General features: G+C 69.3%; 25 protein-coding genes. 6 read left to right on the plus strand and 19 right to left on the minus strand.

Annotated elements, in window-relative coordinates:
• Positions 1 to 6 precede the first annotated feature (6 nt).
• Positions 7 to 144 carry a hypothetical protein gene (locus LZD57_RS06545; protein WP_233718685.1) on the minus strand — a complete coding sequence of 46 codons (138 nt, stop codon included), beginning with the start codon at positions 142 to 144 and terminating at the stop codon, positions 7 to 9.
• On the opposite strand from LZD57_RS06545, the gene LZD57_RS06550 reads away from it, so the two are divergent.
• Complete coding sequence (locus LZD57_RS06550) at positions 131 to 1492, plus strand: YARHG domain-containing protein (RefSeq protein WP_233718686.1); 1362 nt, start codon at positions 131 to 133, stop codon at positions 1490 to 1492. The two genes, LZD57_RS06545 and LZD57_RS06550, sit on opposite strands and share 14 nt — an antisense overlap.
• Complete coding sequence (locus LZD57_RS06555) at positions 1482 to 2336, plus strand: M15 family metallopeptidase (RefSeq protein ID WP_233718688.1); 855 nt, start codon at positions 1482 to 1484, stop codon at positions 2334 to 2336. The genes LZD57_RS06550 and LZD57_RS06555 overlap by 11 nt, the downstream gene beginning before the upstream one ends.
• Positions 2337 to 2432: 96 nt before the next feature.
• Here LZD57_RS06555 and LZD57_RS06560 read toward each other — a convergent pair whose 3' ends face one another.
• The 10 genes from LZD57_RS06560 to rpsU form a co-directional block, all read right to left on the minus strand.
• A complete protein-coding gene (locus LZD57_RS06560; RefSeq protein ID WP_233718690.1) occupies positions 2433 to 3095 on the minus strand; it encodes a nucleoside/nucleotide kinase family protein in 663 nt (220 codons plus the stop codon).
• Complete coding sequence (locus tag LZD57_RS06565; RefSeq protein ID WP_233718692.1) at positions 3092 to 3292, minus strand: hypothetical protein; 201 nt, start codon at positions 3290 to 3292, stop codon at positions 3092 to 3094. Before LZD57_RS06565 ends, LZD57_RS06560 begins: the two co-directional genes overlap by 4 nt.
• Before the next feature lie 161 nt (positions 3293 to 3453).
• Entirely contained in the window at positions 3454 to 3582 is a 129-nt protein-coding gene (locus LZD57_RS23975) for a hypothetical protein (protein WP_255699817.1), read from the minus strand.
• A 688-nt stretch (positions 3583 to 4270) separates the two neighbouring features.
• Entirely contained in the window at positions 4271 to 5749 is a 1479-nt protein-coding gene (locus LZD57_RS06570; protein ID WP_233718694.1) for an alkaline phosphatase D family protein, read from the minus strand.
• Positions 5750 to 5892: 143 nt separating this feature from the next.
• A complete protein-coding gene (locus LZD57_RS06575; RefSeq protein ID WP_233718696.1) occupies positions 5893 to 6807 on the minus strand; it encodes a cell wall hydrolase in 915 nt (304 codons plus the stop codon).
• 144 nt (positions 6808 to 6951) lie between these two features.
• Positions 6952 to 7866, minus strand: coding sequence for an SDR family oxidoreductase (locus LZD57_RS06580; protein ID WP_233718697.1), 915 nt, complete (start codon positions 7864 to 7866; stop codon positions 6952 to 6954).
• Positions 7867 to 7869: 3 nt separating this feature from the next.
• A complete protein-coding gene (locus tag LZD57_RS06585) occupies positions 7870 to 8235 on the minus strand; it encodes a hypothetical protein (RefSeq protein ID WP_233718698.1) in 366 nt (121 codons plus the stop codon).
• Positions 8210 to 9367, minus strand: a complete 1158-nt coding sequence (queG, locus tag LZD57_RS06590; protein ID WP_233718700.1) for a tRNA epoxyqueuosine(34) reductase QueG — start codon at positions 9365 to 9367, stop codon at positions 8210 to 8212. The genes LZD57_RS06585 and queG overlap by 26 nt, the downstream gene beginning before the upstream one ends.
• Before the next feature lie 142 nt (positions 9368 to 9509).
• Positions 9510 to 10316: a tetratricopeptide repeat protein gene (locus tag LZD57_RS06595; RefSeq protein ID WP_233718701.1), complete on the minus strand. Its 807-nt coding sequence runs from the start codon at positions 10314 to 10316 to the stop codon at positions 9510 to 9512.
• Positions 10317 to 10628: 312 nt separating this feature from the next.
• Positions 10629 to 10856 (minus strand): 30S ribosomal protein S21, encoded by a 228-nt coding sequence (gene rpsU, locus LZD57_RS06600; protein WP_233718703.1) that lies wholly within the window; start codon positions 10854 to 10856, stop codon positions 10629 to 10631.
• 253 nt (positions 10857 to 11109) lie between these two features.
• On the opposite strand from rpsU, the gene LZD57_RS06605 reads away from it, so the two are divergent.
• Positions 11110 to 11949, plus strand: a complete 840-nt coding sequence (locus tag LZD57_RS06605; protein WP_233718705.1) for a hypothetical protein — start codon at positions 11110 to 11112, stop codon at positions 11947 to 11949.
• A gap of 129 nt (positions 11950 to 12078) precedes the next feature.
• Positions 12079 to 13047, plus strand: a complete 969-nt coding sequence (locus LZD57_RS06610) for a hypothetical protein (RefSeq protein WP_233718706.1) — start codon at positions 12079 to 12081, stop codon at positions 13045 to 13047.
• A gap of 71 nt (positions 13048 to 13118) precedes the next feature.
• On the opposite strand, the gene LZD57_RS06615 is transcribed toward LZD57_RS06610, so the two are convergent.
• The 5 genes from LZD57_RS06615 to LZD57_RS06635 all read right to left on the minus strand — a co-directional run bounded on the left by LZD57_RS06615 (position 13119) and on the right by LZD57_RS06635 (position 17835).
• Positions 13119 to 15656 carry a hypothetical protein gene (locus LZD57_RS06615; RefSeq protein WP_233718708.1) on the minus strand — a complete coding sequence of 846 codons (2538 nt, stop codon included), beginning with the start codon at positions 15654 to 15656 and terminating at the stop codon, positions 13119 to 13121.
• Positions 15653 to 16030: a biopolymer transporter ExbD gene (locus tag LZD57_RS06620; RefSeq protein WP_233718710.1), complete on the minus strand. Its 378-nt coding sequence runs from the start codon at positions 16028 to 16030 to the stop codon at positions 15653 to 15655. Before LZD57_RS06620 ends, LZD57_RS06615 begins: the two co-directional genes overlap by 4 nt.
• Positions 16031 to 16098: 68 nt before the next feature.
• A complete protein-coding gene (locus tag LZD57_RS06625; RefSeq protein WP_233718712.1) occupies positions 16099 to 16551 on the minus strand; it encodes an ExbD/TolR family protein in 453 nt (150 codons plus the stop codon).
• 3 nt (positions 16552 to 16554) lie between these two features.
• Positions 16555 to 17250, minus strand: coding sequence for a MotA/TolQ/ExbB proton channel family protein (locus LZD57_RS06630; protein WP_233718713.1), 696 nt, complete (start codon positions 17248 to 17250; stop codon positions 16555 to 16557).
• Between the two features lie 18 nt (positions 17251 to 17268).
• Positions 17269 to 17835 carry a hypothetical protein gene (locus LZD57_RS06635; protein ID WP_233718715.1) on the minus strand — a complete coding sequence of 189 codons (567 nt, stop codon included), beginning with the start codon at positions 17833 to 17835 and terminating at the stop codon, positions 17269 to 17271.
• A gap of 86 nt (positions 17836 to 17921) precedes the next feature.
• Between LZD57_RS06635 and LZD57_RS06640 the strand changes: the two genes are divergently transcribed.
• Together LZD57_RS06640 and LZD57_RS06645 are read left to right on the plus strand one after the other, a co-directional pair.
• On the plus strand, positions 17922 to 18407 hold the full coding sequence (locus tag LZD57_RS06640; RefSeq protein ID WP_233718717.1) for a DUF1036 domain-containing protein: 486 nt from the start codon (positions 17922 to 17924) through the stop codon (positions 18405 to 18407).
• A gap of 245 nt (positions 18408 to 18652) precedes the next feature.
• Positions 18653 to 21118, plus strand: a complete 2466-nt coding sequence (locus LZD57_RS06645) for a peptidoglycan DD-metalloendopeptidase family protein (protein WP_233718719.1) — start codon at positions 18653 to 18655, stop codon at positions 21116 to 21118.
• A gap of 19 nt (positions 21119 to 21137) precedes the next feature.
• On the opposite strand, the gene moaB is transcribed toward LZD57_RS06645, so the two are convergent.
• Genes moaB through LZD57_RS06660 form a run of 3 tightly spaced genes read right to left on the minus strand, consistent with a single transcriptional unit; the run spans position 21138 to position 24551 of the window.
• Positions 21138 to 21686, minus strand: coding sequence for a molybdenum cofactor biosynthesis protein B (moaB, locus tag LZD57_RS06650; protein ID WP_233718721.1), 549 nt, complete (start codon positions 21684 to 21686; stop codon positions 21138 to 21140).
• Positions 21683 to 22648 (minus strand): 4-(cytidine 5'-diphospho)-2-C-methyl-D-erythritol kinase, encoded by a 966-nt coding sequence (locus LZD57_RS06655; RefSeq protein ID WP_233718723.1) that lies wholly within the window; start codon positions 22646 to 22648, stop codon positions 21683 to 21685. Before LZD57_RS06655 ends, moaB begins: the two co-directional genes overlap by 4 nt.
• 22 nt (positions 22649 to 22670) lie before the next feature.
• A complete protein-coding gene (locus tag LZD57_RS06660) occupies positions 22671 to 24551 on the minus strand; it encodes a tetratricopeptide repeat protein (RefSeq protein WP_255699821.1) in 1881 nt (626 codons plus the stop codon).
• Positions 24552 to 24589 lie beyond the last annotated feature (38 nt).

The raw sequence follows: 24589 nt of genomic DNA on the forward strand, positions 1-24589 counted from the left end.
GCGACGTTACGTCAATTCCGTCGACACGGCGTCGGCTTCGTGCTTAAACGTGCCGGTGCCGCTGGGGCGGATCGCTGCGGGAAATTTGTGCTCCGACGCGGTGATGTCATGAGACGACGGGTTTTTCCCCTTGACCGAACTCATCGCCAGGATCCTTTTCCTCACTTTCCTCTGCGGCTCGCTTCTGTTGCCTTCGCCGGCGCTGGCCGCACCGCAATACGAGCTCTGGGAACTGCAGATCCTGACCAATCTTCAAGGCTTGCAGATCAACCGGCAATGCGTGCCGAACGGCGGGGCGCAGCACATCCACATCCTCGGCGTCAGCTCCGACGACACGTTGCTCAGCCCGGTCGAGAAGACGGCGATCCTCTCCGACCTGTCCGAACTGATCTCGACCCGCACCAACGCCCGTACCACCAAGGCCGACAATTTCCAGTCGATCGCCACGAGCTACAGCGGCTTTTCGGAATCGGCTTCCCGCGAGATCGACCAGCTGGTGGAGAGCGCCTCCAGCGCCGACATCACCGTCCTCGTCCGGCCGTTCCGCGACAACGGCGCCAGCGTCGACACCGAGATCCGGCTCTGGGCGCGCGGGGCAGGGGGCGCCGATCCGGGGCTCAACTGCGTCCAGTCGTTTTCCGTCGAGATCCCGACCAAGAAGGAGGATCCGGCGTGTGCCGCGGCCTTCGCCAAGTCGAGGCGCGACAACGATCCCGCGCGGCTGGAGGCGTTTCGGGACTTCTTTCCGCAATGTCCGCAGGCCGCGGAGGCGGATGGCCTCGTCACGGCGCTGCGGGCGAGCGAGGCGCAGAAGGCCGATCGCGAGCGCTGCGAGCGGAACTTCGCCCGGGCTCGGGCCGAGGGATCGGTCGCGGCCTATTCGGCCTATCTCGACGAGAACATCGACTGTCCGGGGCGCGACGTCGTCATGGCGCTGCGCGATCAGGCGGCCGAGGGCGCCGCCTGCGAAACCGCCTATCGCGACGCGCGGCGGCTCGACACGCTGGAGGCCTACGAACGCTTCATGCTCGAGAACCGCGCCTGCCCGCAGGCCGATACGGCCTCGGCATTCCTCACCATGAAACGCCAGGAGGCGGAACGGGCGAAGGTCGCGGAGGAAGAGCGCGCCAAAGCCGGGACGGAACGGCAGAAGGCGCAGGACGACTCCCGCCAGGCCGTGATGGTGCCGAACTACAGCGCGCCGCCGAGCTACGATCAGCCGCCGGCCTCCAATCCACCGGCCTACGTTCCCCCGGCAAGTGCCGGCGCGACCTATCGCGGCTATCCGATTCCGCCCGATCTCGCCGCCTCTACCTGCGGTCAGCTCTGGTACGCGCGCAACCTCCTCTTCGACCTCGCCGGCTACTGCTTCAAGTCGGCGAAGGCCCAGCGCTACTTCTCGAATGCCGGCTGCACCGGTGCCAGCCCGCGCGGCTCCGACGCCGCGGAGGTCAGCCGGCTGCAGGCGCTGGAACGGCAGAATGGCTGCTGAGAACCCCCACCGCTGCAGCCTCGTCCGGAGGATGCGATTTTTCGCCGCCCTCTTCGTCGGCGTTGCGGTGGCGGCGACGCTCGTTCCTCCTGCCGCAAGCGCGGCCTCGACGGTGCCGCTGTTCGATCGGCTCGCGGCTCTGCAGAGCGCCTATCCGGGCGCGGTGGCGGCGGTCGAACCCGGCGCTCTGGTGATGGCCGACGGCCACCGGATTGCCGTCGACGACGGGCGGCAGAAGGATCACGAGGCCAAGCTCGCCGCCGCCGACGTCGAAGACATGCTGTCGCAGATCTATCCGATCGGCACCTGCGACGACGGCCGGCCGCCGGAGCGCAACTTCGATCCCGGCCGCATCCGCGACGACGCCGTCTTCCGGGCACTTTACGGCGCCACGCGGCAGGCGGCGGAGGCTGATCTCGTCGCCGTGGACTGGTTCGGATCGAAGCTTCCCTTCACGCGAGGAGGCGGAGCAGACGCCGCGCTGCGGGCGGTGGCGAAGGACCTTGTCGCCGAGCCTGGGCTGAAGAAATATCTCGTTCCCTCGGCCGGCACCTTCAACTGGCGGGTGGTCGCCGGGACGAAGCGGCTTTCGGCGCACAGTTTCGGGGCGGCGATCGATCTCAATACGGAATTTGCCGATTACTGGCTGTGGAGCGGCGGCAAGCCCGGCAACGTCCCCCGCCATCGCAACAGGTTTCCGAAACGGATCGTCGACGTCTTCGAGCGCCACGGCTTCATCTGGGGCGGCAAGTGGTATCACTACGACACCATGCATTTCGAATACCGGCCGGAGCTGATCGCCATCGGCCGGCTGGCCGAGGCGCGGGGCTGCCCGCGGAGCTGACCACGGTCCGTTCCCTGCGGCTTCGAGCGTGGGGCCCGCCTCTAAAATCGCGGCCGGATCGGGGGTTTGCCGTCTTCCTTTGCAGCGTCTTCGCCGTCACGGCTCGCGACGGTGCTTCGCCGGGAGTTCTTCGACGATGGCGAAGTCCGCCGGCACGCTGTCGGCGATCACGGTGCGCATGTTGGGAAAGTCGTTGCCTTCGAGCTTGGCGTCGAGGGCTTCCTCGGCAAGCCCGTAGCCGACCCAGCGGGCAGCCAGCCTTTCGCGCAACGTCGCTTCCGGCACGTCGATGAAGGCGGTGACGTCGAAGAAGGCGCGCATCGGCGACCAGGCCGGGTCGTCGAGCAGCAGGTAGTTGCCTTCGACGACGATGGTCTCGACGTCCGGCCCGATGATCCGCGCGCCGGCGCGGGCGATCTCGATTGCCCGGTCGAAGACCGGAACGGCGATCTCGCCGCGCGGGTTCTCGACGAGGCGCTTCAGCGTCGCGGTGAGGCCGCCGGTGTCGAAGGTGTGCGGTGCCCCCTTGCGCGGCCGGTCGCCGCGCGCCTCCAGCACCATGTCGTCGAAGTGGAATCCGTCCATCGGCAGAACCGCGGCCCGGCCGGGCGAGGCGCGGTCGAGTTCGCTCGCCAGCCAGTCGGCAAGGGTGCTCTTGCCGGCTCCCGGCGGGCCGGCAACGGCGACCAGTCGCCTGCCGCCAGGCGGGAGCTCCCGCAATCGCGCAACGAACTCCTCGCGGGAGAGGCGAATCGTCATGGGGGTTCGCTCCGGTATTCGACGAGACATGCGACGATCGCTTGATAGCGCAGCATCGACGAAGACGAAACGGCCTCCTGTCGGCCCTCGGGCGTGGTAGCCATGCAGCCGAGGGTGGTATCTTGGCGAGAATGCAGGCCGGACAGCGCGGGCTTGGCTCGAATGATGCGCCAAAGCCCGGGCGCCGAAGCGTTCATCCGCTCGCTTCCCTGCCGGTCATCGCCGGTCCCGCCGGCATCGTCCACGTGAGACGGCCGGCGAAGCAGCGCCAGCTCACCGGCAGCCGACGCCCCATCGCATGGGCCAGCGGCGAAGAGCTACCGAGAGGCGATGATGGGGAGGAGGGGCGCGCAGAGACTCAAGCGGCGCGTTTGAGGATGGCGATCGGCCGGAAGCCGCCGGGAACGCCCCGGATCGCCTGGATTCCGAAGAGTTTGGTCAGGTCCAGCTTGATCTTGCGATCCGCCACTACCGAATGCTTCCGCATGAGACGCCTCGATTCCGATGCCACGATCCATGCCCCGACATTTCATGCCGAACCGGCGCCTCCATCCGAGGTGCCGCCGCCTGATCGGCCATTTTCCTTGCCCGAATCGCTGAACGAGCGATGCGCCCATCCTAACGATGGACCTTGTCTCAAGCCCGCGTATGCCGCGATCGGCCTCGCTTCGAACTCCGCCGCGACCGCTCGGCATCCCCGTAAAGGACGTCGACAACGAGTATTCGTTCTGGGCTCGTCGGATCCAGGAGCTGATCTCGACTGTCCTCGCTACCGTCACCGGACGTCGATGCCATGCGGCCGGCCGGATGATCGATGCCCAGCTGCGACAATCTGACTCCCTGAGGAGCCGGAGTCAATGTGGATTCGACAGAATAAAATGCAACAACATTAAGCATATCGCCGCTAATTTCAGCCTGAATGAAACAATCTTCCGAAATTTTGCTTCGACGCGCAACCGGATCGAGCTTTTTTGGAAATTCCTCGCGATCAAGCCGATCTGACGTTGGGTCACAAGGGGGCTTTTAAGGGCGGTGCTTTGCCCGTGCCGCCGGCCCTTGCCGCCTCAAGTCGTTCGGGGACGGCGTTCGCGCACCGCTTGGGGAAACGCCGCTTCGACGCACTGCTGCGCCGCGTCTTCCTCGTGGCGATGTGGCGGCGTTCATTCCGTGCGGTCTCACACCGAGACAGGCTCCGTCCGCCCGGTGAATTCCAGCTCCCAGGCCGCTTTCCACGCTTTGTCGTGGCGATCGAGGACGAGAAAGTTGCGTTCCCCGGCATAGGTCGTGCGATAGCCGGGCAGGGGAAGGATGCGGATCTTGCGCCCCGCGAGGGGGCTTTCGCCGAATTTCGCCAGGAGGCCGAGCATCCTCGGATATCCCGGTGCGGGTGCCGGATGGGAAATGCCCGAAGCGACGAGCTGGTGCATGACCCCGCCGCCCTTCAGTCGCATCTCGCCCCGCGTGGCGAGATGGATTTCGCCGGACAGGACCGTGAGTTCGCCCCGTCCGCTCTCCTCCCAGCCGGCCAGCAGCGCCAGAAGACGCTTCCACTCGCCGCGATGCGCGCGGCTTTGCCACTGGTCGCGCAGATCGTCCTCGTATTCGTGGCTGCCGGGGATCAGGTCGGTGGCGAATTCCACCCAGCTGAGCCGCGGGCCGAGCGCCGGCACGCTGGACATCAGGAGGATGCGATCGCCCTTCGGCGTTTCGGCGAAGGCCGTTTCGAGGACGCTCCAGCCGATCGGCCCCATCACCCGCTCGAGCCGGCGCTCGCTGCGCAGGTCCGGCGAGATGATCGACAGGCCGGGATAGCGGATCGCGGTGCCGAGATTGCTTCCCGTCCGGTCGAAGCCGTTCGCCGGCGTTTCGCCCGGCCGAACCGCCAACTGGAAGATCAGGAACATCTCCCGCGCAGCGGCGAAGATCTCCGCGCCCACGGGGCTGTCGAGCATTTCCGCCGGATGGCTTCCCCAGCCGTCGATGATGTCGTGATCGTCCCACATCATGATCGACGGGACACGGGCGGCGAGGCTCGCGAAGGCCGGGCGCGCATAGGTGATGAGGTATCGCTCGAAGTAGAAGCGCCGCAGCGCTTCGGTGATCTCGGGTGTCAGCGGGACGGCGCCGCGATCGGTCTTCTTCAGGCTCGCCCAGCGCTCCACTTCCGGATGGCAGTGGAGGACGTCGTCGGCATAGAGCTGATCCCCACCCTGGAGGAGAAGGGCGAAGGGGTTCGCCAGGTTCTCGTCGGCGAGCCGCTGCCACACCGCGTCCCGCTCCTCGACGGGCCGCTCGAGATCGCCTTCCTCCTGGCCATTGCAGGAGACATAGGCGATGCGCAGGTCGGGCGTTGCCGCCGAGGCGACAGGATGACGGACGCCATCGATCCCGTAAAAGCCGCCCGTGCCGCTCGGGAGTGAAAAGTCGTAGGCGTGGACGGTACGACCGAATTCCTCGGCAAGCGTCAGCGGCGCGATCTCGCCCTCGTCCGTGACGAGCATCGGAGGCCGCTCTCCGGCCGGGAGCACGAGCAGCGCCCGCAACCGGTCACGCTGCGCGTCGCCGCCCTGCGCAAACAGCACCGGACCGACCCGATCGGGGCCCGCGCGCCTTCCTGTCGGCGCCGGCGGCGCTTCGCCATTCATGCCTGCCATCGCTCAACTCTTCGTCCCGCCAGCGCGCGTCCGGTCGTTCGACCCGTCTTCGACTTCGTCGCAGATATAGGGGGCGGGCTGACGTTGCCAGCAGCGGCGCGACGACCAGAGTATGTCCGCCGCGAAGGAAGGGCGTCGGCGCCTCACCAGCGCCGCAGCCAGTCCTCCGTTTCCTTCGCGGTGGTGGCGCTCACCGCCGAGCCGCGATCGTCGGCAAGGCCGGGCCTGGTGTCGACGCCGGGCAGATCTGTGGAGGAAGAACTCTCCCCGGCCGCCGCTGTCTCGACGGCACGGCCCTGACGCTCGTCGCTGCCGGCCGGCGAGCGCTGGCGCGTGCGGAACATGTCGAGGAAGGGGCTCTTCGTCGCGGCCACTTCCGCCGGCCGCTGGTGCGGAACCGGCGCGCCGCTTTCCCCTCGCGGCTCGGCGTAGCCGATGGCCGTCGACGATCCGCCGGAGGTTTGCGGGCGCGTCGAGGCGGTGCGCATCAGATCGATGGCGCTTCCGGCGTTCTGGGCCTGCCGCACCTCCGCCTGGCTGACGATCCGCGCCTCCGGATTGAGGCGCCGGGAGACCTTTTCGTAGAAGGCGTTGCCGCCGGCGATCAGCCGGTAGCTCATGTTGCGATAGGGAAAGTTCATTCCGGCCGTGTGGAAGTATTTCGCTTGGGCCACGCCCTTGTGCCGCTCGCCGTCGAGGACGCGATAGGCGACCTTCATGGCGAGATCCTTGCCCGCCCGCATCTCGCGCGTCATCACGCCGGGAGCGAACTGGTTCGGCTGGCCGACGACCTGGCAGACGTCGTCGGGATAATCCGACGACGCGACCCGGTTCATCACGACCGTTCCGACCGCCAGCATGCCGTCCTCGCTGGACCGGTTCGATTCGAAATACATGGCACGCGCCAGACATTCCTGTGCGGGGCCGAAATCCTTCCTGGCAGCCAGGGCGTCGAAGGCTTCGTCGGCACCGGGCGCCCCGATGCAGCCGGCGAGCGGCAGGATCAGGAGGGCGGCGAGGGCGCGGCGGAGGGTGGTAACGGCGTGTTTCGAGATCATGACGAAGTCGTGATCGCCGATTGGGGCAACAAATCGACACATTCCGAGCCGGTGAGACTCGGTGAGCCGACTGTTGCCGCCGCGCCTCAGATCGGCAGGTCGCCAGCACTCCGTGGCGAGCCCCGGCAGCCGGCTCCGATCGCCTCAATCGGTGTCGAAATCGCCCTTCACGCTCTCCAGTCCCTCGCGATAGGTCGGATAGCGAAAACCGTATCCCGCCTGCCTGATCTTCTCGTTCGAGACACGCTTGTTCTCGCCATAGAAGCTGCGGGCCATGGGCGAGAGGTCGACCGAGGCGAAGTCGGTCTCCGCCGGAGGCGCGGCACCGACCATTTCGGCGGCGTGAAGCACCACGTCCTGGGGCGGGGCCGGTTCGTCGTCGGTGACGTTGAAGATCCCGCCGAGGCGCTTTTCGGCGAGGAGCTTCGTCGCCCCGGCGATGTCGTCCACATGGATGCGGTTGAACACCTGTCCCGGCTTGACCAGGCGTTTCGCCGTACCGTTTTTCAGATTGACGAAGGCGTTGCGACCCGGCCCGTAGATTCCCGACAGGCGGATGATCGCGACCGGGACCCCGCGGGTCTCGCCGAGGCTGATCCAGGCCTCTTCCGCCTCGACGCGCGCCTTCGAGCGCTCCGAGCGCGGCTTCAGCTCGCTCTTTTCGTCCACCCAGCCGCCCTCGTGGTCGCCATAGACGCCGACGGTCGACAGATAGCCGATCCATTCGAGGTTCGGGCTGCCATGGGCGATCTCGTCGAAATACCATCGCAGGACCGGATCGCCGGATCGGGCATTGGCGCCGCCGACGCTGGCGCCTTTCGGCGCCTCGTGGCCCGGCGGTGCCGAGACGAGGAGGTGGGTCGCGCGATACAGCGCCCCGGCAATGCCGTCGGCCGGATGCTCGCCGTCGAAGACCAGCGGTTTCAGGCCGTGGGCGGCGATGGAGGAAGCCTTGTCCCGCGAGCGGACGGTGACGGCTTCGACCGTCACCTCGTGCTTGTCGAGGCTGTCGACGAAGTGGGCGGCCGAGTAGCCGTAGCCGAAGACGAAGAGATGCATGGACTATCCAAACCTTTGGCGGGCCGGAGCGAAGCTCTCCACTTCCAGCCGGCCGATCCTGAGGCGACCGATTTCGGCTTCGCCGATTCTCGCCCGGCCGACGGAGAGGCGGCCGATGGCGAGGGCCCCGACGGCGACGGCCCCGAGCGCGCAGGCGCCGAGCGCCAGGGCTCCGACGGCACCTGCGCCGAGCGCCGCCGAGCCCGCCGCGACGTCGGTGCGCGGCAGCATGCCGCCATCCCGCAACGGCGTGATCGCCCGGCGCATCCGTGCTTCCGGTCCCGCCTCGCGATCGGGCAGTGCGCTTCCCGGTGCGCTCATGGCGCCCGCCGGCAGGGGCGGCTCAGTCTCGGCCTTTTTGAAGAGCATGCCACTCACTCCGCACCATCGCGTCCGTCTCTCTATCAAGCGCGTCCGCACGAAGTCGCAAGGCCTCGCCGCGATCGAGGCGACAAAGCGCCCAGACGGCCATCGCCCTGACGAGGGGCGCCGCATCGCCGAGCAGCGCTGCGACCTGCGGAAGGAGCCTCCGCTGCCGTGAGTTTCCGGCGGCGATCAGGCAGTTCGAGACGAACTTGTCGCGACCGATGCGCTTGATCGGCGAGCCGGAAAAGAACGCCCGAAACGCGCCGTCGTCGAGCGCCAGAAGGCCGTCGAGCCGCGGCGCCTTGAGATCCTCGCGGGCGATCAGCTTGGCCTCGCGGGCATCCTGAGCGAACTTGTTCCACGGACAGACGGCGAGGCAGTCGTCGCAGCCATAGATGCGGTTGCCCATCGCCGCGCGGAATTCTCGGGGGATGACGGCCTTGGTCTCGATGGTGAGGTAGGAGATGCAGCGCCGGGCATCGAGCTGGTAGGGCGCGGGAAAGGCGTTCGTCGGGCAGGCGTCGAGACAGGCGCGGCATGAGCCGCAGCGGTCGCGGCCGGGCGCGTCCGCCTGGAAGTCGAGCGTCGTGAAGATCGAGCCGAGAAACAGCCAGGAACCGAAGTCGCGCGACAAGAGATTGGTGTGCTTGCCCTGCCAGCCGAGGCCTGCGAGTTCGGCGAGCGGCTTTTCCATCACCGGCGCGGTGTCGACGAAGACCTTGGCGTCGTGTTCGCCAAGCCCGCTCGTTCGGGCTCTGGCGACCAGCCGGCCGGCCAGTTCCTTCAGCCGGCCCTTGACGACGTCGTGATAGTCCCGGTGGCGGGCATAGACCGAGATCGCGCCGCGCTCCGGCCGGTCGAGGATCTCCAGCGGATCCTCGTCTGGCCCGTAATTCATCGCCAGAACGACGATCGAGCGGACGTCCGGCCAAAGATCCCTGGGCGAACGGCGCCGATCGAGGGTTTCGGGCATCCAGCCCATGGTGCCGTGGCGCCCCTCTGCGACGAATTCCGCCAGCCGCTCTCCGGCGAGGAGGTTGCCGGACGCATCGGCGATGCCGCTTGCCTCGAATCCGAGCCGCCGGGCATCGTCTCCGACGAAGTCTTTCAGAGAGGCGAGGGCGGCGCGGGACATCTGACGGATATGACCGGCGGGTCGGCGGGTCGCAAGGGCGCAGCAGAAGACCGCGGCCCGGACCGAGCCGGCCCGGCCGAGCGGTGCGCGCCGCGCGACCCGCGCCCGAGCGCCCCGCTTGCGGCCGAACCGTTGCCGGCCGTCACACCCTGGTGCGCGCCATGCCGTCCTTGGCCGGGCGATAGTCGGGATTGAGCTGCGCGGCGCGGGCATAGGAGCGGAACGCCTTGCTGCGGTCGCCCTTGCGCTCGTAGGCGAGGGCCTGGTTGGTCCAGTATTCCGCCTTGGTGTCGTCGAGCCGGAGCGCCGTGTTGAAGTCCTCGAAGGCGTTGTCGTCGTCGCCGGTGGCCAGATAGGAGACGCCCCGTGCCGAATAAGGCTCGGCGGCGTTCGGCTGCAGCGAGATCGCCCGGGAGAAGTCTTCGATCGCCAGCTTGTGCTGGCCGTCGATCTGATAGAGCAGGCCGCGATTGTGGTAGGCGCGCGGATCGGACGTGCCGAGGTCGATCGCCTTCTGGAAATAGCCGAGGGCCTCGCGGTTGCGCCCCGCCACCCGGTAGACGTTGCCGAGGCCGATATAGGCCGAGCCGTAGCGCGGATTGATCTGGATCGCCTTGTTGTAGTCGGCGGCGGCCTTGGCCGGATCGTCGATCTGGCGATAGATCAGGGCGCGGTTGGCATAGGCCTGGTAGAAATTCGGATCGAGCTGGATGGCGCGGTTGAAATCGGCGATGGCGTTCTGATACTCGCCGGCCCGGCCATAGGCCGTGCCGCGCACGTTGTAGCCTTCGGGATCGGACGGATTGGCGTTCACCGTCGCCGTCAGGGAGGCGATGTTCTGCTCGGTGCCCTGGTTCTTGTCGAGGGAGATCGCCTGGATCGCGGCGATGTCCCCACCCGTCTGGCAGCCTGCCATCACCATAATGCCGCAGATCAGTGCGGCGAACATGCCTTTGCGGCCATCCATCGATGCGAAAGTGGCGTAGCCTCGCCGGATGGCGGCAGGCGATGGGCGATGGGTGATCGGCATGTCGATGATGGTTCGTCCGGTTGTTTCGGGTGAGCTTTTGACCCTATCTCGCACAAGCGGCCGAATTTTGAAATCGTTCGCGCTGCAAACACGGAAAAATCGCCGCGGGTGTTGCCCACGGCGATGCATCCATTGCGACGAAAATCCGAGGGAACGGCCCCGATGAGGCGTTTCGACGGGCCGAGAGCGAGATCTCCGCGCCGCGCGACGGTCCGTCCGCGACGCTTCGTCTCACGAGGCGGCGCGGCCGCCGCCGGCGAGCCCTTCGCGCTGCGCGCGCTTGCGGGCGAGCTTGCGAGCCCGACGGACGGCCTCGGCCTTTTCACGCGCACGCTTCTCCGAAGGCTTTTCGTAGAAGTTGCGCATCTTCATTTCGCGGAAGATGCCTTCGCGCTGCATCTTCTTCTTCAGCGCGCGGAGCGCCTGATCCACATTGTTGTCGCGGACGAGTATCTGCACCGGGTGTTCCGTCTATAGCGCCAGATAATTGGGTCGAGAACGTATTTTCTTCTGGCGAGGCCTCGCCCGCCGCAAGAAGGGCTCCGTTATCAAATCGGCCGGGTTTTGTCGAGATGCAAAGTAATCGTCGGAAAGACGAACCGTAAGCCGGCAAAGGGACACGGTGCTGGCGTTTTTCGCGTCGAATGGCTAGGCACCGGGCCAGCACACCGGCGATTGCCGGCCAACCCCTCAGACGAGGCGAAGACGAAGGTTGCAGCGTCAGCAAGAAGCGCCGGCATTCGCATCGACCGACGCCGTCTTTCAGGCGGCCGCGGCCGGCGTCGTCGTCGCCGCGTTGATCCAGTTGACCGCGGCGCTCGCCGGCTTCGGCCTGGTCGATGGCCTCTACGAGGCCGGACCGGGATTGCCCGTCGTCTCGACCGCCAGCGCGTTCTGGGTGGCCGCGAGCGCGTTTGCCTTCGTGGTCGCCGGTTTTGCCGGCGCCCGTCTCGCCGATGCACATCGATTTCGCGATGCCCTGTTCTGCGGCCTTCTGACGTTTTCGGGCGCGCTGATCGCCGCCGTCGTCGTCCTGACGCTGCGGCCGCCGTCGCTGGTCGACCGCAGTCTCGGACCGGTCGGCCATGCAGTCGCGGCGATGGCGGCGGCCGACAGGACGTCCTTGCCGGATGCTGCTCTCGATCTGTCGGCACTGCGAGGCGAGGTTCTGGCGTTTCTCGATCCCGCCGACGCCGATGACCGGACGCCGGGTCGCGCCGAAACGAGCCGGGACGACAGCAGGGCGGCGCTCGCGACGGTCCTTGCGGGTATTGCCGAGACGGCCGACGAAGCCGCCGTTGCCGCGGCCGTCGATGCGATCGAGGCTGCGGCCGGCGTGACGGAGCCGGTGGCCGAGCGGCGGCTGACCGACTGGCAGCGGGCCCATGACGGGGCGTTGCGCAACGCGCGCCGCTCCGCCGCTGCGGCCACGGGCGCCGTCAGCAGCGCCTGTTTCTCCGCCTTCGTGGCGCTCGTCGCCGCCATGCTGGCTTCGCTCTTGGGCAGCGTTCTCGGCCGGACGCGGGACCGGGTGGTGGAGTTCGGCGCGTGATGGCATTAAGCCGGAAGAACGACCATGGCGCGACGCTCCTTCGCTCCGCGATCATGGACGGCGCCGGGCCGGGATCTTTCGAGGCCGCGGCGGGGGAACGGGGTAAAAATGCGATGGGGGCGTTCGGCCATGTCGAAGCGGTCAGGGGAGGCGGACATCACTGATTTGTCGGGCACGGGGCGCGATCGGTCCCGCCATGCGGAAACACGCCTCAACGATCTCGGGCGCGAACGCGCGGCCCCCCCGGCGGCGACCTTTCGCCGTCTTTCCTGGGGCGCGATTCTCGCCGGGGCCATTCTCGCCCTCATGATCCAGTTCATGCTCGGCCTGTTCGGCCTCGGCGTCGGCCTTTCGTCGCCGACGGGGACGGCGTCCGGCATCGTCTCGGTGGGTGGGCTCTGGGCGGTCCTGGTGGTGCTCGTCGGCGTCTTCGCCGGGGCCTTCGCGGCCGGCCGCTTCGCCGGCATCCCGTCGCGGATCGACGGGGCGCTGCACGGCGTCGTCACCTGGGCGGTCACCGCCCTTCTCGCCCTCTATCTGCTGACCAGCGGCGCTGCGAGCCTCGTCGGCGGCGCCTTCGGCGTCCTCGGCCAGTCGGTCGGCGACATGGCGACGGCGGCCGAAGCGCTGGCCCTGGACTCGTCCGCGCTCGCCGAGTCGTTGAAGGGCAGCGCGGAGCCGCTGTTCGCGCCGGCTCCCCGACCGAACGCCGCCCCCGAGGCCGGAACCGCAGCGCCCGACCAAGGCGCGCCGGCATCCGCATCGGTTGCCCCCGCCGATCGTGACGCGGCCTATGCCGAGGCCGTCGCGGCCCTCTCCAGCGGCGACCAGCAGGCACGCGGCTCGGCGGTCGATGCCGTCGCCCGGGTGGCGGGTGTCGCCAGGGCCGAAGCCGAACGGCGCTTCGACGCATTCGCCGAGCGTTTCGCCAGTGCCCGCACAGAGATGGAAACGAGGCGTCGTGCCGCGGCGAATGCATTAGCTCGGGCCTCGCTCGCCGCCTTCGTGGCGATGCTGCTCGGCATGGCCGTCGGCGCCGTCGGCGGCGCCTTGGGCCGGCCGGACCGTCTCGCCGAGGCGCGGACACACCGCCACTGACTGGCGGGGCCGCGACGCCGTCGCCGGGACCTCTTCGACGACGGACGCGCGGGAGCCACCGCCCGTCGGGACTACCGCGACTTGACGAGGAAGTGGCCGACGGCGAATTCGCCCTTCAGGCCCTTTGCCGCCAATGTCTCCGCCAGTTCCTCGAAGAACGGCCCCGCCGGTTCGCCGCCTGCGCCGTCGGCATGGATCAGCGCCTGCGGCAGGGCGAGCGCGATCAGGATCTGCGCAGTCCGGGTCTCGGGGCCCGAGAGGCTGACCGGCACGTCGAAGCTCGCCGTCGCGCCTTTTCGGGTGAGGTGGACGGAGAGCGACTGGACGAGCCCCTCGTCGTCGACGAGGAGGAGGTCGAGCGTGTCCGATGCCGGCACGCCCGAGATCGTGCCGGCGAGCGTCTCGCCGCTGACGATCCGGCGCTTTTCGAGTTCGAGGGTCAGGCCGAAGGCCGGATAGCCCGGCATCTCCGGCAGCGAGGCGAGGGCACGGCACTGCGCCTCGGCAACCTCGCCGCCATCGATGTAGACGCGGCGAAAGGCCTCTTTCGGCGAGTGTTCGATCAGCGTGTCGGCAAAGTCCTCGAGCCGGTTCTGGTCGTCCGACAGCGCGGTGATGCGGAACTCGCCGGCGGCCTTGCCGGCTTCCGTCAGCGCGGCGAAGCAGTCGCCCCCCGGATAGGCGGCGACGAGGTCCGCCAGCGTCGCCGATTGCTCGTCGTCGAAGCCTTCCAACTGCTCTTGCGTTTCTGCCGGCGAGCCGACGATCGTCTGCGGCCGGCGGGCAGACGGGGCCGCAAGCGCGATTTCTTCGCCTCGGCCCATGCTCGTCACGATGACCCGCTCGGGCCCTTTCGGAGCGATCCGGCTCGGCACGACGGGGGAGACCGCAACGGCCGCCTTGCCCGATTTCGGTTCGGAGGGGCTGACGACCGGGACGGCCGAAGCGACGTCGGCGGCCGGCGTCGAGGCTTCCAGTGACGCAGCCGTGGAGGCTTGGGGAGCGATGCTTGCCGGGGCCGGGTTCGAAGAGGCGGCAACATCGACCCCAACTGCCGGAGCGACCTCGGGCGTATCCGAAGCGGTGGCGGTTTTCGCCGTCACCCGGGGGGCAGTCGCCCGGCCCGAAACCTGGCCGGTCAACGGCACGGCCGGGACCGCTTCGGCCGTCGCCCGCCTCGTCTCGGCGAGACGGCCGGGAACGGCGGCTGTGGCGGCCACCCGCACCGCCTGGTCGGCGAACCCGTCGAGAACCAGCGGGGCGGACACGTCGGGCGGGACTTCGGCAGCCGTTCGCGCCGCCATCGTTCCCGCCGGTGTCTCGCCGGCCAGCCTCGTCTCGTCCGGCGGCACCGACGGAGCGTGGGCGGGCCGGGCGGCGACGATCGGCACGGGAGGCGGAGCGTCCTGCAAACGGATGGGCGAGACCGGCGCAAGGGCCGCCGTTTCCGCGGGCTCGGCGGCGACGGGGACCACCGGACCCGCCTTGCTCGGTTGCGGTCCTCGAGGCGCCGGCGCCTTTGAAGCGACGCGAGGCGCACGCGCCGGGGCCGCCCGAAGCGCCGGTCCGGAAGTCGTCGGCGAAAGCGCCGGCCGAGGCGCCGCCACGGCCCCGATTCGTGCCGCAGACTTCGGCTGGACCACGGTGCCGCTGCCCGTCGCGGCAGGATCGACCGCGCCCGGTCGGGCCCGTGCGGCGATCGCAGGATCCGGCTCTGCGACGGTCGAAGCAACGGCGGCCTTCGGCTCGGGCATTTGCGGTTCGACCATGGCGCGTTCGGCGAGCGCCGGACGCACCGGTTCGGAAGCAGGATCCTCGCCGGTCGAGCGCGGCGACAGCGGCTCGGGCGTGGCCCGCGGTGCCGCCACGGCCGGCGCCGTCGCGGCAGCTTCGCCCGGACGAAACGGTGCCGCGACTTCGGCGAGACGGAGCGTCGGGGCGAGGGCTTCGGGCTCGGATACAACGGGGGGCCGGGGCGCGGGCGTTTCGGCTGGCAAAGGTGCCGCGGGGCGAGCGGGACGCGCCTCGATCTCGGCCGCAGCGATCGCCGTCGGCGCGGCGGGCTCGACCGAAGCCGGCTCGCGAACCGGTGGCGACGTGCTGGCCGTGCTGGTGATGGCCGTATCCGGCTCAACGGCTGCGAGTTCCATCGTCTGCGGCCGGCTTTCGGAAAGCTGCGTCGGCTCGGCCCGTTCTGGCGCGACCGATGCCGAAGGAGCGAGCGCCACCGGCTGCTGCCGTGAATCGCCCGGGCCCAGTCGCATCCGGGGTTCGGCCGCCGCCAACGGCTCGGTCGCGCCGTCCTCGCGCGGCCCGATCGGCGACGGGGTTCGGCTGTCGGCGCGGCTCGACGGCTCGGCGGGCGGAACTTCCCTCACTGCCGGCCGGGTGGGATCCACCCTTTCGGCCGGGGCGGGCTCGGCTCTGCTTGCGCGGGTCGGCGCGAGGCTGGTGGTCCTGGTCTCGATCTCTTCGACGGTGATCGTGGTCTCCCTGGCCGGCTGCCGCGCCGTCTGAGGTAGGAGTGCGAGGGCCAGCGCCGCGAGACCCGCGTGAATGGCGAGCGACAGCCCCCCGGCCGTCGTCCAGAGCCGCGTCCGCGTCCTCATGGCGAGGCCTGTCCGCCGTCGGCATTGAGGACGACGAGGCTCGTCGCGGCGCCGGCGGCCGAGGCCTCGCCGAGGATCTGGACGAGAACGCTCCCCGAAAGGTCGCGGGCCGCGAGGACGTAGAGGACCGGAGTCTCGTCGCCGTCCGGCGCGGCGAGATCAGCGACCGCCTTGGCGAGTTCGGCGCGGGCGATCCTCCGCCCGTCGAGGCTCAGCGTTCCGTCTTCCGTGATCGCCAGCAGCGGTCGCGGCAGGCGCTCGCCGGCGTCGGCACCGACCCTCGCCGGATCGATCTCGCTTTCGCCCGGCGCGGTGAGGGTGCCGGCGAGGAGGAAGAACAGGAGCAGCAGGAAGACGATGTTGATCGTCGGCATCGCCGGATCGGTGCGCGGCCGGCGACGGGCGGGCCGAAGCTTTTTTCTTGCGGCGAAGCGTCGGGCGATCATCGCGGACCCGCTCCGCCGCGGGTCCCCGCCGTATCAGCCGGCGCCGAGATCAGCCGGACGTTCGCGACGCCCGCGCGCCGCAGGGCATCGAGGGCTTTGGCGACGTCTTCCGTCCGGGCGCTCCGCGCGGTCAGGAGGAGGACCGACCGGGCGCCTCCCTCGCGCAGCCGGACGGCCGCCGGCCGGAGCGCGTCGAGAGCGTAGACCTGCGCTCCGAGGCGCGCCCGGCCGCGCAGCACGACGAGGGTCTCGTCGGCCGGGGCGACGGTTCGGGACGCGGTCTCGCTCCCCTCGGCGCCGGCGACCGCGCGCCCCTGTCCGCTGACGGGGATCAGGCCGAAGGGGGCGATGCGCGAGGACAAAGCGAAGAAGATGACGAGGAGGAAGATGACGTCGACGAGCGGCGTCAGGACGAAGCGCCGCCTGGTCCTGGCGCGAACCCGGCGCATGGATCAGCGGGGCCGGGCGAGCGCCCGGTCGAGGTCGCTGCTCGCGGCCTCGTCGTCGGGCAGGACCGTCGAAAGGCGGCGGCGCGAATAGGCCACGCTGCGCGGCGCATCGCCGTGGACCGCTCTCAGGATCAGCCCCTCGATCGCCCGCGTCTCGGCGTCGAGCGCGGCGTCGAAATAGGCGGCGGCGAAGAAGAACGGGATGGCGACGACGAGGCCGGCGGCCGTGGTGATGAGCGCGGCGAAGATGCCGGCCGACAGAAGCGCCGGATCGATCGCCCCTTGCGTGCCGGACATGGTGAAGAACACCTCGATCATGCCGAAGACCGTGCCGAGCAGGCCGAGCATCGGTGCGGCCTGGACGATCGCGTCGAGAAAGGGGAGGTGCCGCGCCAGCCGCGCCAGCCCCTCGATCGCCGCCTCTTCGGCGAGGGCGCCGGCCCGCTCGCGCCCTTCCGGCCCGGGCGGGGCCTCGGCCAGTGCGGTCTTCGCCGCGGCGAGAACGTGGGCGCGCAGCAGCGTCGCCCGGCCGGCGTCGCTGGCGAAGGATCGGCTCTTGCCGGATCGGCCGACCCCTGCCCGTCGGAACTCGACCGCCTTGACGATCGATACCGCCAGCCCGGCAATCGACAGGAGCGCGAGCACGACGAGGATCGGGCCGGCACTGGAGCTGAGCTGCGAGGCGAGGATCTCCCACATGACGCGGCCGCCGCTCCCTTACGTGTCGAAGGTGATGGCGGTGCGCGACGTCGGCTCGAGCGCGTCCATGCAGATCGCGGCGCTGCCTTGGGCCGTCTCGCATTCGGCGACGTCGTTGACGAGGATGCGCGAGATCCCGGCGCAGGGCTGATCGGCGAGATCGAACTGGACGACCTTCGTCTTGCCGGCAGGAAGCTGCCCGAACTGCAGGACGAGGAATTGCGAGACCTGGCCGTTCGTGTCGAAGACGACGACGTCGTAGGAAACCTTTTCGAGCGGCTGGCCCGTGCCGTTCACCGCCACATAAGAGAGGCGGCAGAGCCCGGCGTCGTCGACGGCGTTGTTGAGTTCGAGGCCGAGCCGATTCTGCGCCGCCGGCTGCGTGCCGGTGGCAGCGTCCCCGGTCGGGGTGCCGCCGTCCTGGGCGAGGGCCGGCGCCCCGCCGAGCGCCAGGCCGGCGGCGACGAGGGCGGCCGATCCGATACGCCCCGCCGTCCGCGCGAACGCCCCGACGGATGACGGGTGTTTTTCCGGCGCGGCCGGACGCCGGCTCGAACGGCTCTTCGAATCGACCCTGCTCTTCATCCTGACGCTCACCCCCATGCTGGAACCTTTGATCAACCTTTGATAGAAATCTCTATCATGCCGGCTTTCAAGGATACAGATTTCCCATGGCCCTGTCGCGTAGGGATCGGACCGCAACCGCGAGGGCATTTCCGGCTGCCGGAGGCCGCCGGCGTCGGGGCGCTCTGCGAGGCCTCGCGGGCGTTGCGGCGCTGGCCGCGGGCCTCTCGGCGAGCGGTGCGGCCGAAGCCCAGTTCGTCGTCTGCAACCAGTCGCTCGACGTCGTCAACGTCGCCATCGGCCGCGACGCCGGCGACGGCTTTTCGACCGAGGGCTGGTGGATCGTCGGCGCGAACCGTTGCGCCACCACCATCCGGGACGAATTGTCGGCGCGCTACGTCTACGTCTATGCCGACGACGTCTTCGGGCGCGCGGTCCTCTATGGCTCGACCGAAATGTGCGTCGGCGCGAAGAGCTTCCGGATCGTCGGCACCGAGGCGTGCTTCCAGCGCGGCTACCGTCCGGCGAAGTTCCTGGAGGTCGACACGGAGGCGGTGTCGCGCTGGACGCTGTTCCTTTCGCCGCGCTCGTGATCGGCCGTTCGGCACGTCCGCCCTCGGCCCGGACCGCGGATCAAATCGATCGCTTCAATCATCGGTAGAAATCGGTCTGGCGCTGAGCTAGCATCGGCGACCACTCCGGACGTTTCGAGGGATACAGAACTTGCCGCCGAGCCCGCAGATCCCGATCGGTGCGACGCCGGCGGCCGGCCTCGCGCCCGGTGCATCTGCCCCGTGGCGCGCCCGATCGAGCCCTCGCGCGCGAGGCTGAGGCGGCAATGGCGGTTCGCGACGAGGCCGAGACCCACCGCATCGATCCGTCGTTTCGCAGCGAGCGCCTCGACCAAAGCCGCCGGCGCGCGGCGCGGCGCATTCGAAAGCGGCTGCTCGCCGGCGTCTTCGGTGTGGCGCTGTGCCTCGGAGCCGTCCTTTACGTCTTCATGCCCGCGCGCGACGTCATACCGATCGACGCGGAACTCAGCCTTGCAGCGGAGGAGGACGCTGCCGCACAGATCGAGATCGAGACCGGCCTTGCCGAGGCGGGCATTGCCGCGCCGACGATGCTCGACCTTCCCGGCGATCCGCTGATCGTGACGCTCGGCGGCGCGTCCGGCCCGGCCCCGCGGCTGAAGAGCCTCGATCGGCCGGAGAGCCTGTCGGAAGCGGTTCCGGCGCCGAAACTGATGCTCCTGTCCGACCGGCTGGTCAGCGCCGGGGAGCGGCTGATGGTCCAGATCCCCTCCAGCCAGGCCGACTTCGCCTTCTTCCAGGCCCAGCGCGATGCCGCGCCCGCTGCGATGGAGGACTTCGAGGCCCGGGCGATCGCGGCGGCAGGCGTCGGTGAGATGGCGATCGCTGCGCCCGGCGAAGGAGGCGGCGGGGCGGCCATCGCCGATGCGGAGGCTGCCGGTTGGGGCGAGACCGTCGATCGGGGCAGCGCGCCGCTGCCGAGCTTCGAGAAGACTGCGATCGCCGACACGACGAGCATCGCCCGGTTGCGCCCCGAAAGCGAGCGTTTCACCGCGACCGAGACCTTCGGCGAGCGCATCCTCGCGCCGTTGTCGCTCGGCCGGTTCCTGAGCGAGCGCGGTTTCGAAGCCGAGGATGCCGAGCGCGCCGGCGCGGCTGCCCGCGACCTCCTAAAGGTCGAGGAGCTCGTGCCGAACACGGTGATCGGCCTGCGTGGACTGCGGCGAAGCCGCGATGCGAAGTTCGTCGTCGCGCAACTGTCGCTCTATGCCGGCCAGACCTATTTCGGGACCCTGGCGCGCGAAGCGGGCGGCGGCTTTTCCCTCGGCGCCGATCCCTTCGCCGCGGCCGATCTGGTGCAGAAGGCCGGCGAAGAGCCGCCTGGTAAGCGCCAGTACCGACTGCTCGATGCGATCTATTCCACCGGCATCCGCAACGGCGTCCCGATGGAGGTGGTCGGCGAGGCCATCATGCTCCTGTCGCGGGATCACGACCTCGACGCCATCGCGGCGCCGGACGACCGCTTCGACCTTCTCTACGATGCCGAGCCTGCCGGCGACGTCTCGCCCGGGACGGCGCGCGTGCGCTATGCCGCCGTCCGTCGCGGCGAGGGGCCGATGACCTGTTACGTCTTCCGGCCCTCCGCCGAAACGCCGGTCTGCCACGACGGCAACGGGTCGGTCGGCCGGAGCGGCGCGCCGGCCGGGGCGGCCTCGGCAAACGGCATGGTCGTGCCGGTGAAGGGCGTCCTGACCTCGACCTTCGGTCCGCGCCGCCATCCGATCCTGAAGACCGTGCGCATCCACAAGGGCGTCGACTGGGCGGCGCCGCGCGGGACGGCCGTCCATGCGGCCTTCGCCGGCACCCTCGTTTACGCAGGCGACGGCAAGGGCTACGGCAATCTCGTGCGGATCGCTCACGGCGGCGGGCGCGAGACCCGCTATGCCCATCTCAGCCGCTTCGCACCGGGCCTCGCGATCGGCCGGACCCTCGCGGCGGGGGAGTTGATCGGCTATGTCGGCACCACCGGCCTGTCCACCGGGCCGCATCTGCATTTCGAACTCTATGCCGACGGCCAGGCGGTCGACCCGCTGGGAGTCGGCGGGCCGACGCTCCCTGCAAGCGTTGCGGTTGCTGCCGGCGACGATGTGCCGGCAGCCTCGGCGGGCGCCGTCGATCAACTGGTCGCGTGGATCGTCAGGGTCGAGAGCGGCGGCAATGCCCGGGCCAAGAACCCGCTGTCGAGCGCGACCGGGCTCGGCCAGTTCATCTCGTCGACCTGGCTGCGGATGATCAGGACCTATCGACCCGACCTCGCGGGCAGCCTCTCCCAGCGCGAAATTCTCGATCTTCGATTCGATCCGACGCTGTCGCGGGAGATGATCCGCAATCTCGCCCGCGAGGGCGAGGCCTATCTCGTCAGGCGCGGCCACCGGATCACGGCCGGGCGGCTCTATCTTGCCCATTTCCTCGGCATGGACGGGGCCGCCCAGGTGCTCTCCGCCGATCCCGAGGCGGCGGTCGTCGCGGTCGTCGGGCCGGGCGTAATCAAGGCGAACCCGTTCCTGGCAGGACAGAAGGTGCGCTACGTCGTCGAATGGGCCGAGCGGAAGATGCGGTCCGCGCGGGGTGGCGCCCGGCGGCAACCCGCGGCCGCGGCCGAATCTTCTGCCGCCGTCCCGCCGCCAGCGGCCCCGAGCGGGCCGGAACCGGCCTTCGCCGCCTATCGCAAGGCGATCCTCGCGCTTCTCGCCGACGCCGGCATCGCATCGTGACGAGGAGGGATGGCGCGCCTCAGGCGCTGAGGCCGCCGCGGCGAAGATGCTCGTCGAGCCGCGGCATGATCTCGACGAAATTGCAGGGGCGGTGCCGGTAGTCGAGCTGGTCTTTCAGGATGTGGTCCCAGGCGTCGCGACAGGCGCCGGGCGAGCCGGGCAGCACGAAGACGAAGGTCGCGTAGAGAACGCCGCCGGTGGCGCGGGACTGGATCGTCGAGACGCCGATCTTCTCGTAGGAGATCCGATGAAAGATCGCCGAGAAGCCGTCCATGCGCTTTTCGAACAAGGGCTCGAGGGCTTCCGGCGTCACGTCGCGGCCGGTGAAGCCGGTGCCGCCGGTGGTGATGACGACGTCGACCTCGGGATCTTCGCACCAGGCCCGGACGCTGTCGCGGATATGCGTTACGTCGTCCGGCACGATCTTGCGGTAGGCGAGGCGGTGACCGGCGCCGGTGAGGCGGTCGACGAGGAGGTCGCCGGAGCGGTCGTCGGCGAGCCGTCGGGTGTCGGAAACGGTGAGGACGGCGATCGACAGGGGAACGAAGGCGCGTTCGGTATCGCTCATGGCGAACTCCTTTCGTTGTCCGGCGCAGCGCTGCGAGGGTCGCGGGAAAGCCACCAGCCCGGCTCTTCTCCGGCGATCCTCTGCGCCGCTTCGTCGCGGGCGGCGGTGTCCGCGAAAAGCCCGAAGACGGTCGCGCCGGATCCCGACATGCGAGCGAAAAGGGCGCCGGCCGCCAGGAGGCGCGCACGCGCATTCTCGATCTCGGGCGCCAGCGAACCGGCGGCGAGCGCCAGATCGTTGCGGGTCTCGGCGAGATAGGCGACGAGTTCGCCAGTGGCCCTGAAACCTTGAACCGGCAAGGCCGGCATCGGCGGATTGTCGCGGCGGGCGAGCATCCGAAAGACGGCGGCCGTCTCGACGGCGATGCCCGGATTGACCAGCAGCATTGCAAGCTGAGGCATCGCCTCGACCGGCCGGATCGCCTCGCCGATGCCGGAGACGAAGGCGGCCCGACCGGCAAGACACATCGGAACGTCGGCTCCGAGGCGGATTGCGGCGGCGGCGAGCGCCGCCCGCGCCTCATCGGGCACGTCGGCCGAGACGAGAGCGAGGAGCGCCGCGGCATCGGCCGAGCCACCGCCGATGCCGGCGGCGACCGGAAGATGCTTCGACAAAGCGATGTCGAGGGGTGGCAGCTTCAGCCCCAACGTCGCCAACTCGGCGCGGGCAAGGGCGGCCGCCTTCAGGAGGATGTTGCCGTTGCCGGCCGGAACGGCCGAGGCGAAGCGGCCGGAAACGTCGAGGCGATCGATTCCCGCTTCTCTCTCGCGGTCCCCGACGGCGTCGTTCGCGCGCGGGAGGACGGCAATCTCGTCGCACGCGCCGGCATCGAAGACGACGAGGCTTTCCAGGAGATGATAGCCGTCGTCCCGGCGACCGACGACATGCAGCGCGAGATTGACCTTGGCGGGTGCGGGCCGGCATTCGGCCGGAACGGTCACGGCATCCATGCGGCCCACCATCCGGCCTCGTTCGGCAGCCCCGTCAGTTCGTGGTCGTCGGAGCTGCGCCCGGCGCCGCTTCGGGCGGCGTGGGGCTCGCCGGTGTGGCGGCGGGATTTGCTGGCTTTGCGGGAAGGTCGGTCGTCGGGGACGTCGCTTCCGCCTCGGCCCGCTTCGGGGTCTCGGCGGTGCCGGTGTCGGCCTTTTCGCTGGATGCGGCACCGGTCAGGCCGTCTTTCAGCTTCGCCTCGATCTCGCGGCGCTGCTCCGCCTCGGGTTCGGGCTTGCCGACGAGGGCGCGCTCCCACTGGAACTTCGCCTCGCGCTTGCGGCCGACCTGCCAATAGGCGTCGCCGAGATGGTCGTTGATCGTCGGATCCATCGGCGTGATCAGGACGGCACGCTCGAGCTGCTCGACGGCGTCGTCGTAGCGGCCGAGGCGGTAATAGGCCCAGCCGAGGCTGTCGATGATGTAGCCGTCGTTGGGACGAAGGTCGACGGCCCGCTTGATCATGCCGAGCCCCTCGTCGAGATGCCGGTTCATGTCGACCCAGGAATAGCCGAGATAGTTCAGGACCTGCGGCTGGTCGGGCGAAAGCTCCAGCGCCTTCTTGAAGTCCGGCTCGGCCTTGTCCCACATCTTCTGCCGCTCGTAGGCGATTCCGCGCTGGTAGTAGAGGTTCCAGTTCTCAGCGTCGTCCGCCTTGGCGAGTTCGACCGCCTTGTCGAGCGCGCCGGCGGCCTCGGCATATTGCTTGTCGGCGGACAGGACGTCGGCGAGCGCGGTATGGGCGCGCACGTCGTCGGGATAGTCGCGGACGGCCCGTTCGAGATGGCGCTTCGCCTCGTCCTTCTTTTCGGCATACCAGAGATCGAGGCCGATCTGCAGGTCGGCGGTCCGGCGGAAGGCAGAGTTCTCCGGGATCTCCTTGTAGTAGGAGATGGCGAGGTCGAGCTGGTTCGCCTGCTCGGCAATCCCCGCGAGCGCCGTCAGGAGGGCCGGGCTGCGCGGCGACAGCGCCCTGGCGAGCTGGAAATAGAGGAGGGCGACGTCGCGTCCGTCGCCGCGGTTGATCGCCTGGCCGAGCACGTAGAGGCTCTCGGCCGCGCCCTCCTGTACGGAGGCCGCGGCGGGCTCGATCGTTTCGCCGCGATCGATCCGATCGCGCAGGAAGGTCAGCGGCGTATAGTTCGGCGCGACGGCGAGCCCGGCATCGACCGCCTTCAGCGCAGCCTGCTTGTCGCCTTCGCGCGTCTCGAGGCGGGCGAGCGCGTCGGCGGCGCCGAGATAGGCGTCGGGGGAGGTACGGGCGAGGGTCTGATCCGCCACCACGTCCGACAACACCTTGCGTGCCACCTGCGGCCGGCCGGCAAGCGAGGCGATCAGGCCTTTTTGATAGGCGTTGAAGATCGCATACCAGGGCGCGCCGGTGCTCTGGTCGATCCGCGACAGCGCCTCGTCGACCCGGCCGGCGCCGACCTCCGCCCAGGCCATCAGATGGGCGAGGAGAAGCGCGTCGAGATCGGTCGGATTGACGACGTCGAACTCGGCGATGGCGGCCTCGAAGTCGCCCTTGGTCAGGGCATCGACGCCGAGGGTGATTCGCGCCACCTTGGCGACGTTCGCATCGTCGCGAAGCTTGGCCGCGAGGTCGACGCCGTCCTTGAACCGTCCGTCCGCCAGATAGGCGAACATCGCGTCCTGCTGCAGCGCTTCGGCGGTCGGATCGATCGACAGGGCCTGGGTGTAATAATCGGTCGCGGCGTCGAGATCGCCGGAAGCCTGGGCGGTCTTGGCGGCGAGATAGGCGCCCGACAGCGAGCCGGCGGTCTCGACCGGCGCCTTCGGAAGGTCCGGCATCCCGTCCTGGCCGGCCGCACGGCCCGCCCCGCTCCCTGCGAGAACGATCACGGCCGACGCCATCAAGGTGGTGAAGAGGCGCGAAAGCGTCACGATGGATC

The organism is Jiella avicenniae, assembly GCF_021390325.1.
GTDB lineage: Bacteria > Pseudomonadota > Alphaproteobacteria > Rhizobiales > Rhizobiaceae > Jiella > Jiella avicenniae.

Excerpts from the sequence above, each read along its gene's own strand:
- LZD57_RS06610 (WP_233718706.1), top strand. The coding sequence starts at position 12,079 with ATGTCGAAGCGGTCAGGGGAGGCGGACATCACTGATTTGTCGGGCACG.
- LZD57_RS06615 (WP_233718708.1), bottom strand. The coding sequence starts at position 15,656 with ATGAGGACGCGGACGCGGCTCTGGACGACGGCCGGGGGGCTGTCGCTC.
- LZD57_RS06570 (WP_233718694.1), bottom strand. The coding sequence starts at position 5,749 with ATGGCAGGCATGAATGGCGAAGCGCCGCCGGCGCCGACAGGAAGGCGC.
- LZD57_RS06595 (WP_233718701.1), bottom strand. The coding sequence starts at position 10,316 with ATGTTCGCCGCACTGATCTGCGGCATTATGGTGATGGCAGGCTGCCAG.
- LZD57_RS06575 (WP_233718696.1), bottom strand. The coding sequence starts at position 6,807 with ATGATCTCGAAACACGCCGTTACCACCCTCCGCCGCGCCCTCGCCGCC.
- queG (WP_233718700.1), bottom strand. The coding sequence starts at position 9,367 with ATGTCCCGCGCCGCCCTCGCCTCTCTGAAAGACTTCGTCGGAGACGAT.
- LZD57_RS06545 (WP_233718685.1), bottom strand. The coding sequence starts at position 144 with ATGAGTTCGGTCAAGGGGAAAAACCCGTCGTCTCATGACATCACCGCG.
- LZD57_RS06580 (WP_233718697.1), bottom strand. The coding sequence starts at position 7,866 with ATGCATCTCTTCGTCTTCGGCTACGGCTACTCGGCCGCCCACTTCGTC.
- LZD57_RS06645 (WP_233718719.1), top strand. The coding sequence starts at position 18,653 with ATGGCGGTTCGCGACGAGGCCGAGACCCACCGCATCGATCCGTCGTTT.
- LZD57_RS06640 (WP_233718717.1), top strand. The coding sequence starts at position 17,922 with ATGGCCCTGTCGCGTAGGGATCGGACCGCAACCGCGAGGGCATTTCCG.
- LZD57_RS06660 (WP_255699821.1), bottom strand. The coding sequence starts at position 24,551 with ATGGCGTCGGCCGTGATCGTTCTCGCAGGGAGCGGGGCGGGCCGTGCG.
- LZD57_RS06655 (WP_233718723.1), bottom strand. The coding sequence starts at position 22,648 with ATGGTGGGCCGCATGGATGCCGTGACCGTTCCGGCCGAATGCCGGCCC.
- LZD57_RS23975 (WP_255699817.1), bottom strand. The coding sequence starts at position 3,582 with ATGCGGAAGCATTCGGTAGTGGCGGATCGCAAGATCAAGCTGGACCTG.
- LZD57_RS06620 (WP_233718710.1), bottom strand. The coding sequence starts at position 16,030 with ATGCCGACGATCAACATCGTCTTCCTGCTGCTCCTGTTCTTCCTCCTC.
- moaB (WP_233718721.1), bottom strand. The coding sequence starts at position 21,686 with ATGAGCGATACCGAACGCGCCTTCGTTCCCCTGTCGATCGCCGTCCTC.
- LZD57_RS06560 (WP_233718690.1), bottom strand. The coding sequence starts at position 3,095 with ATGACGATTCGCCTCTCCCGCGAGGAGTTCGTTGCGCGATTGCGGGAG.
- LZD57_RS06635 (WP_233718715.1), bottom strand. The coding sequence starts at position 17,835 with ATGAAGAGCAGGGTCGATTCGAAGAGCCGTTCGAGCCGGCGTCCGGCC.
- LZD57_RS06625 (WP_233718712.1), bottom strand. The coding sequence starts at position 16,551 with ATGCGCCGGGTTCGCGCCAGGACCAGGCGGCGCTTCGTCCTGACGCCG.
- LZD57_RS06630 (WP_233718713.1), bottom strand. The coding sequence starts at position 17,250 with ATGTGGGAGATCCTCGCCTCGCAGCTCAGCTCCAGTGCCGGCCCGATC.
- LZD57_RS06585 (WP_233718698.1), bottom strand. The coding sequence starts at position 8,235 with ATGCTCTTCAAAAAGGCCGAGACTGAGCCGCCCCTGCCGGCGGGCGCC.
- LZD57_RS06555 (WP_233718688.1), top strand. The coding sequence starts at position 1,482 with ATGGCTGCTGAGAACCCCCACCGCTGCAGCCTCGTCCGGAGGATGCGA.
- LZD57_RS06565 (WP_233718692.1), bottom strand. The coding sequence starts at position 3,292 with ATGAACGCTTCGGCGCCCGGGCTTTGGCGCATCATTCGAGCCAAGCCC.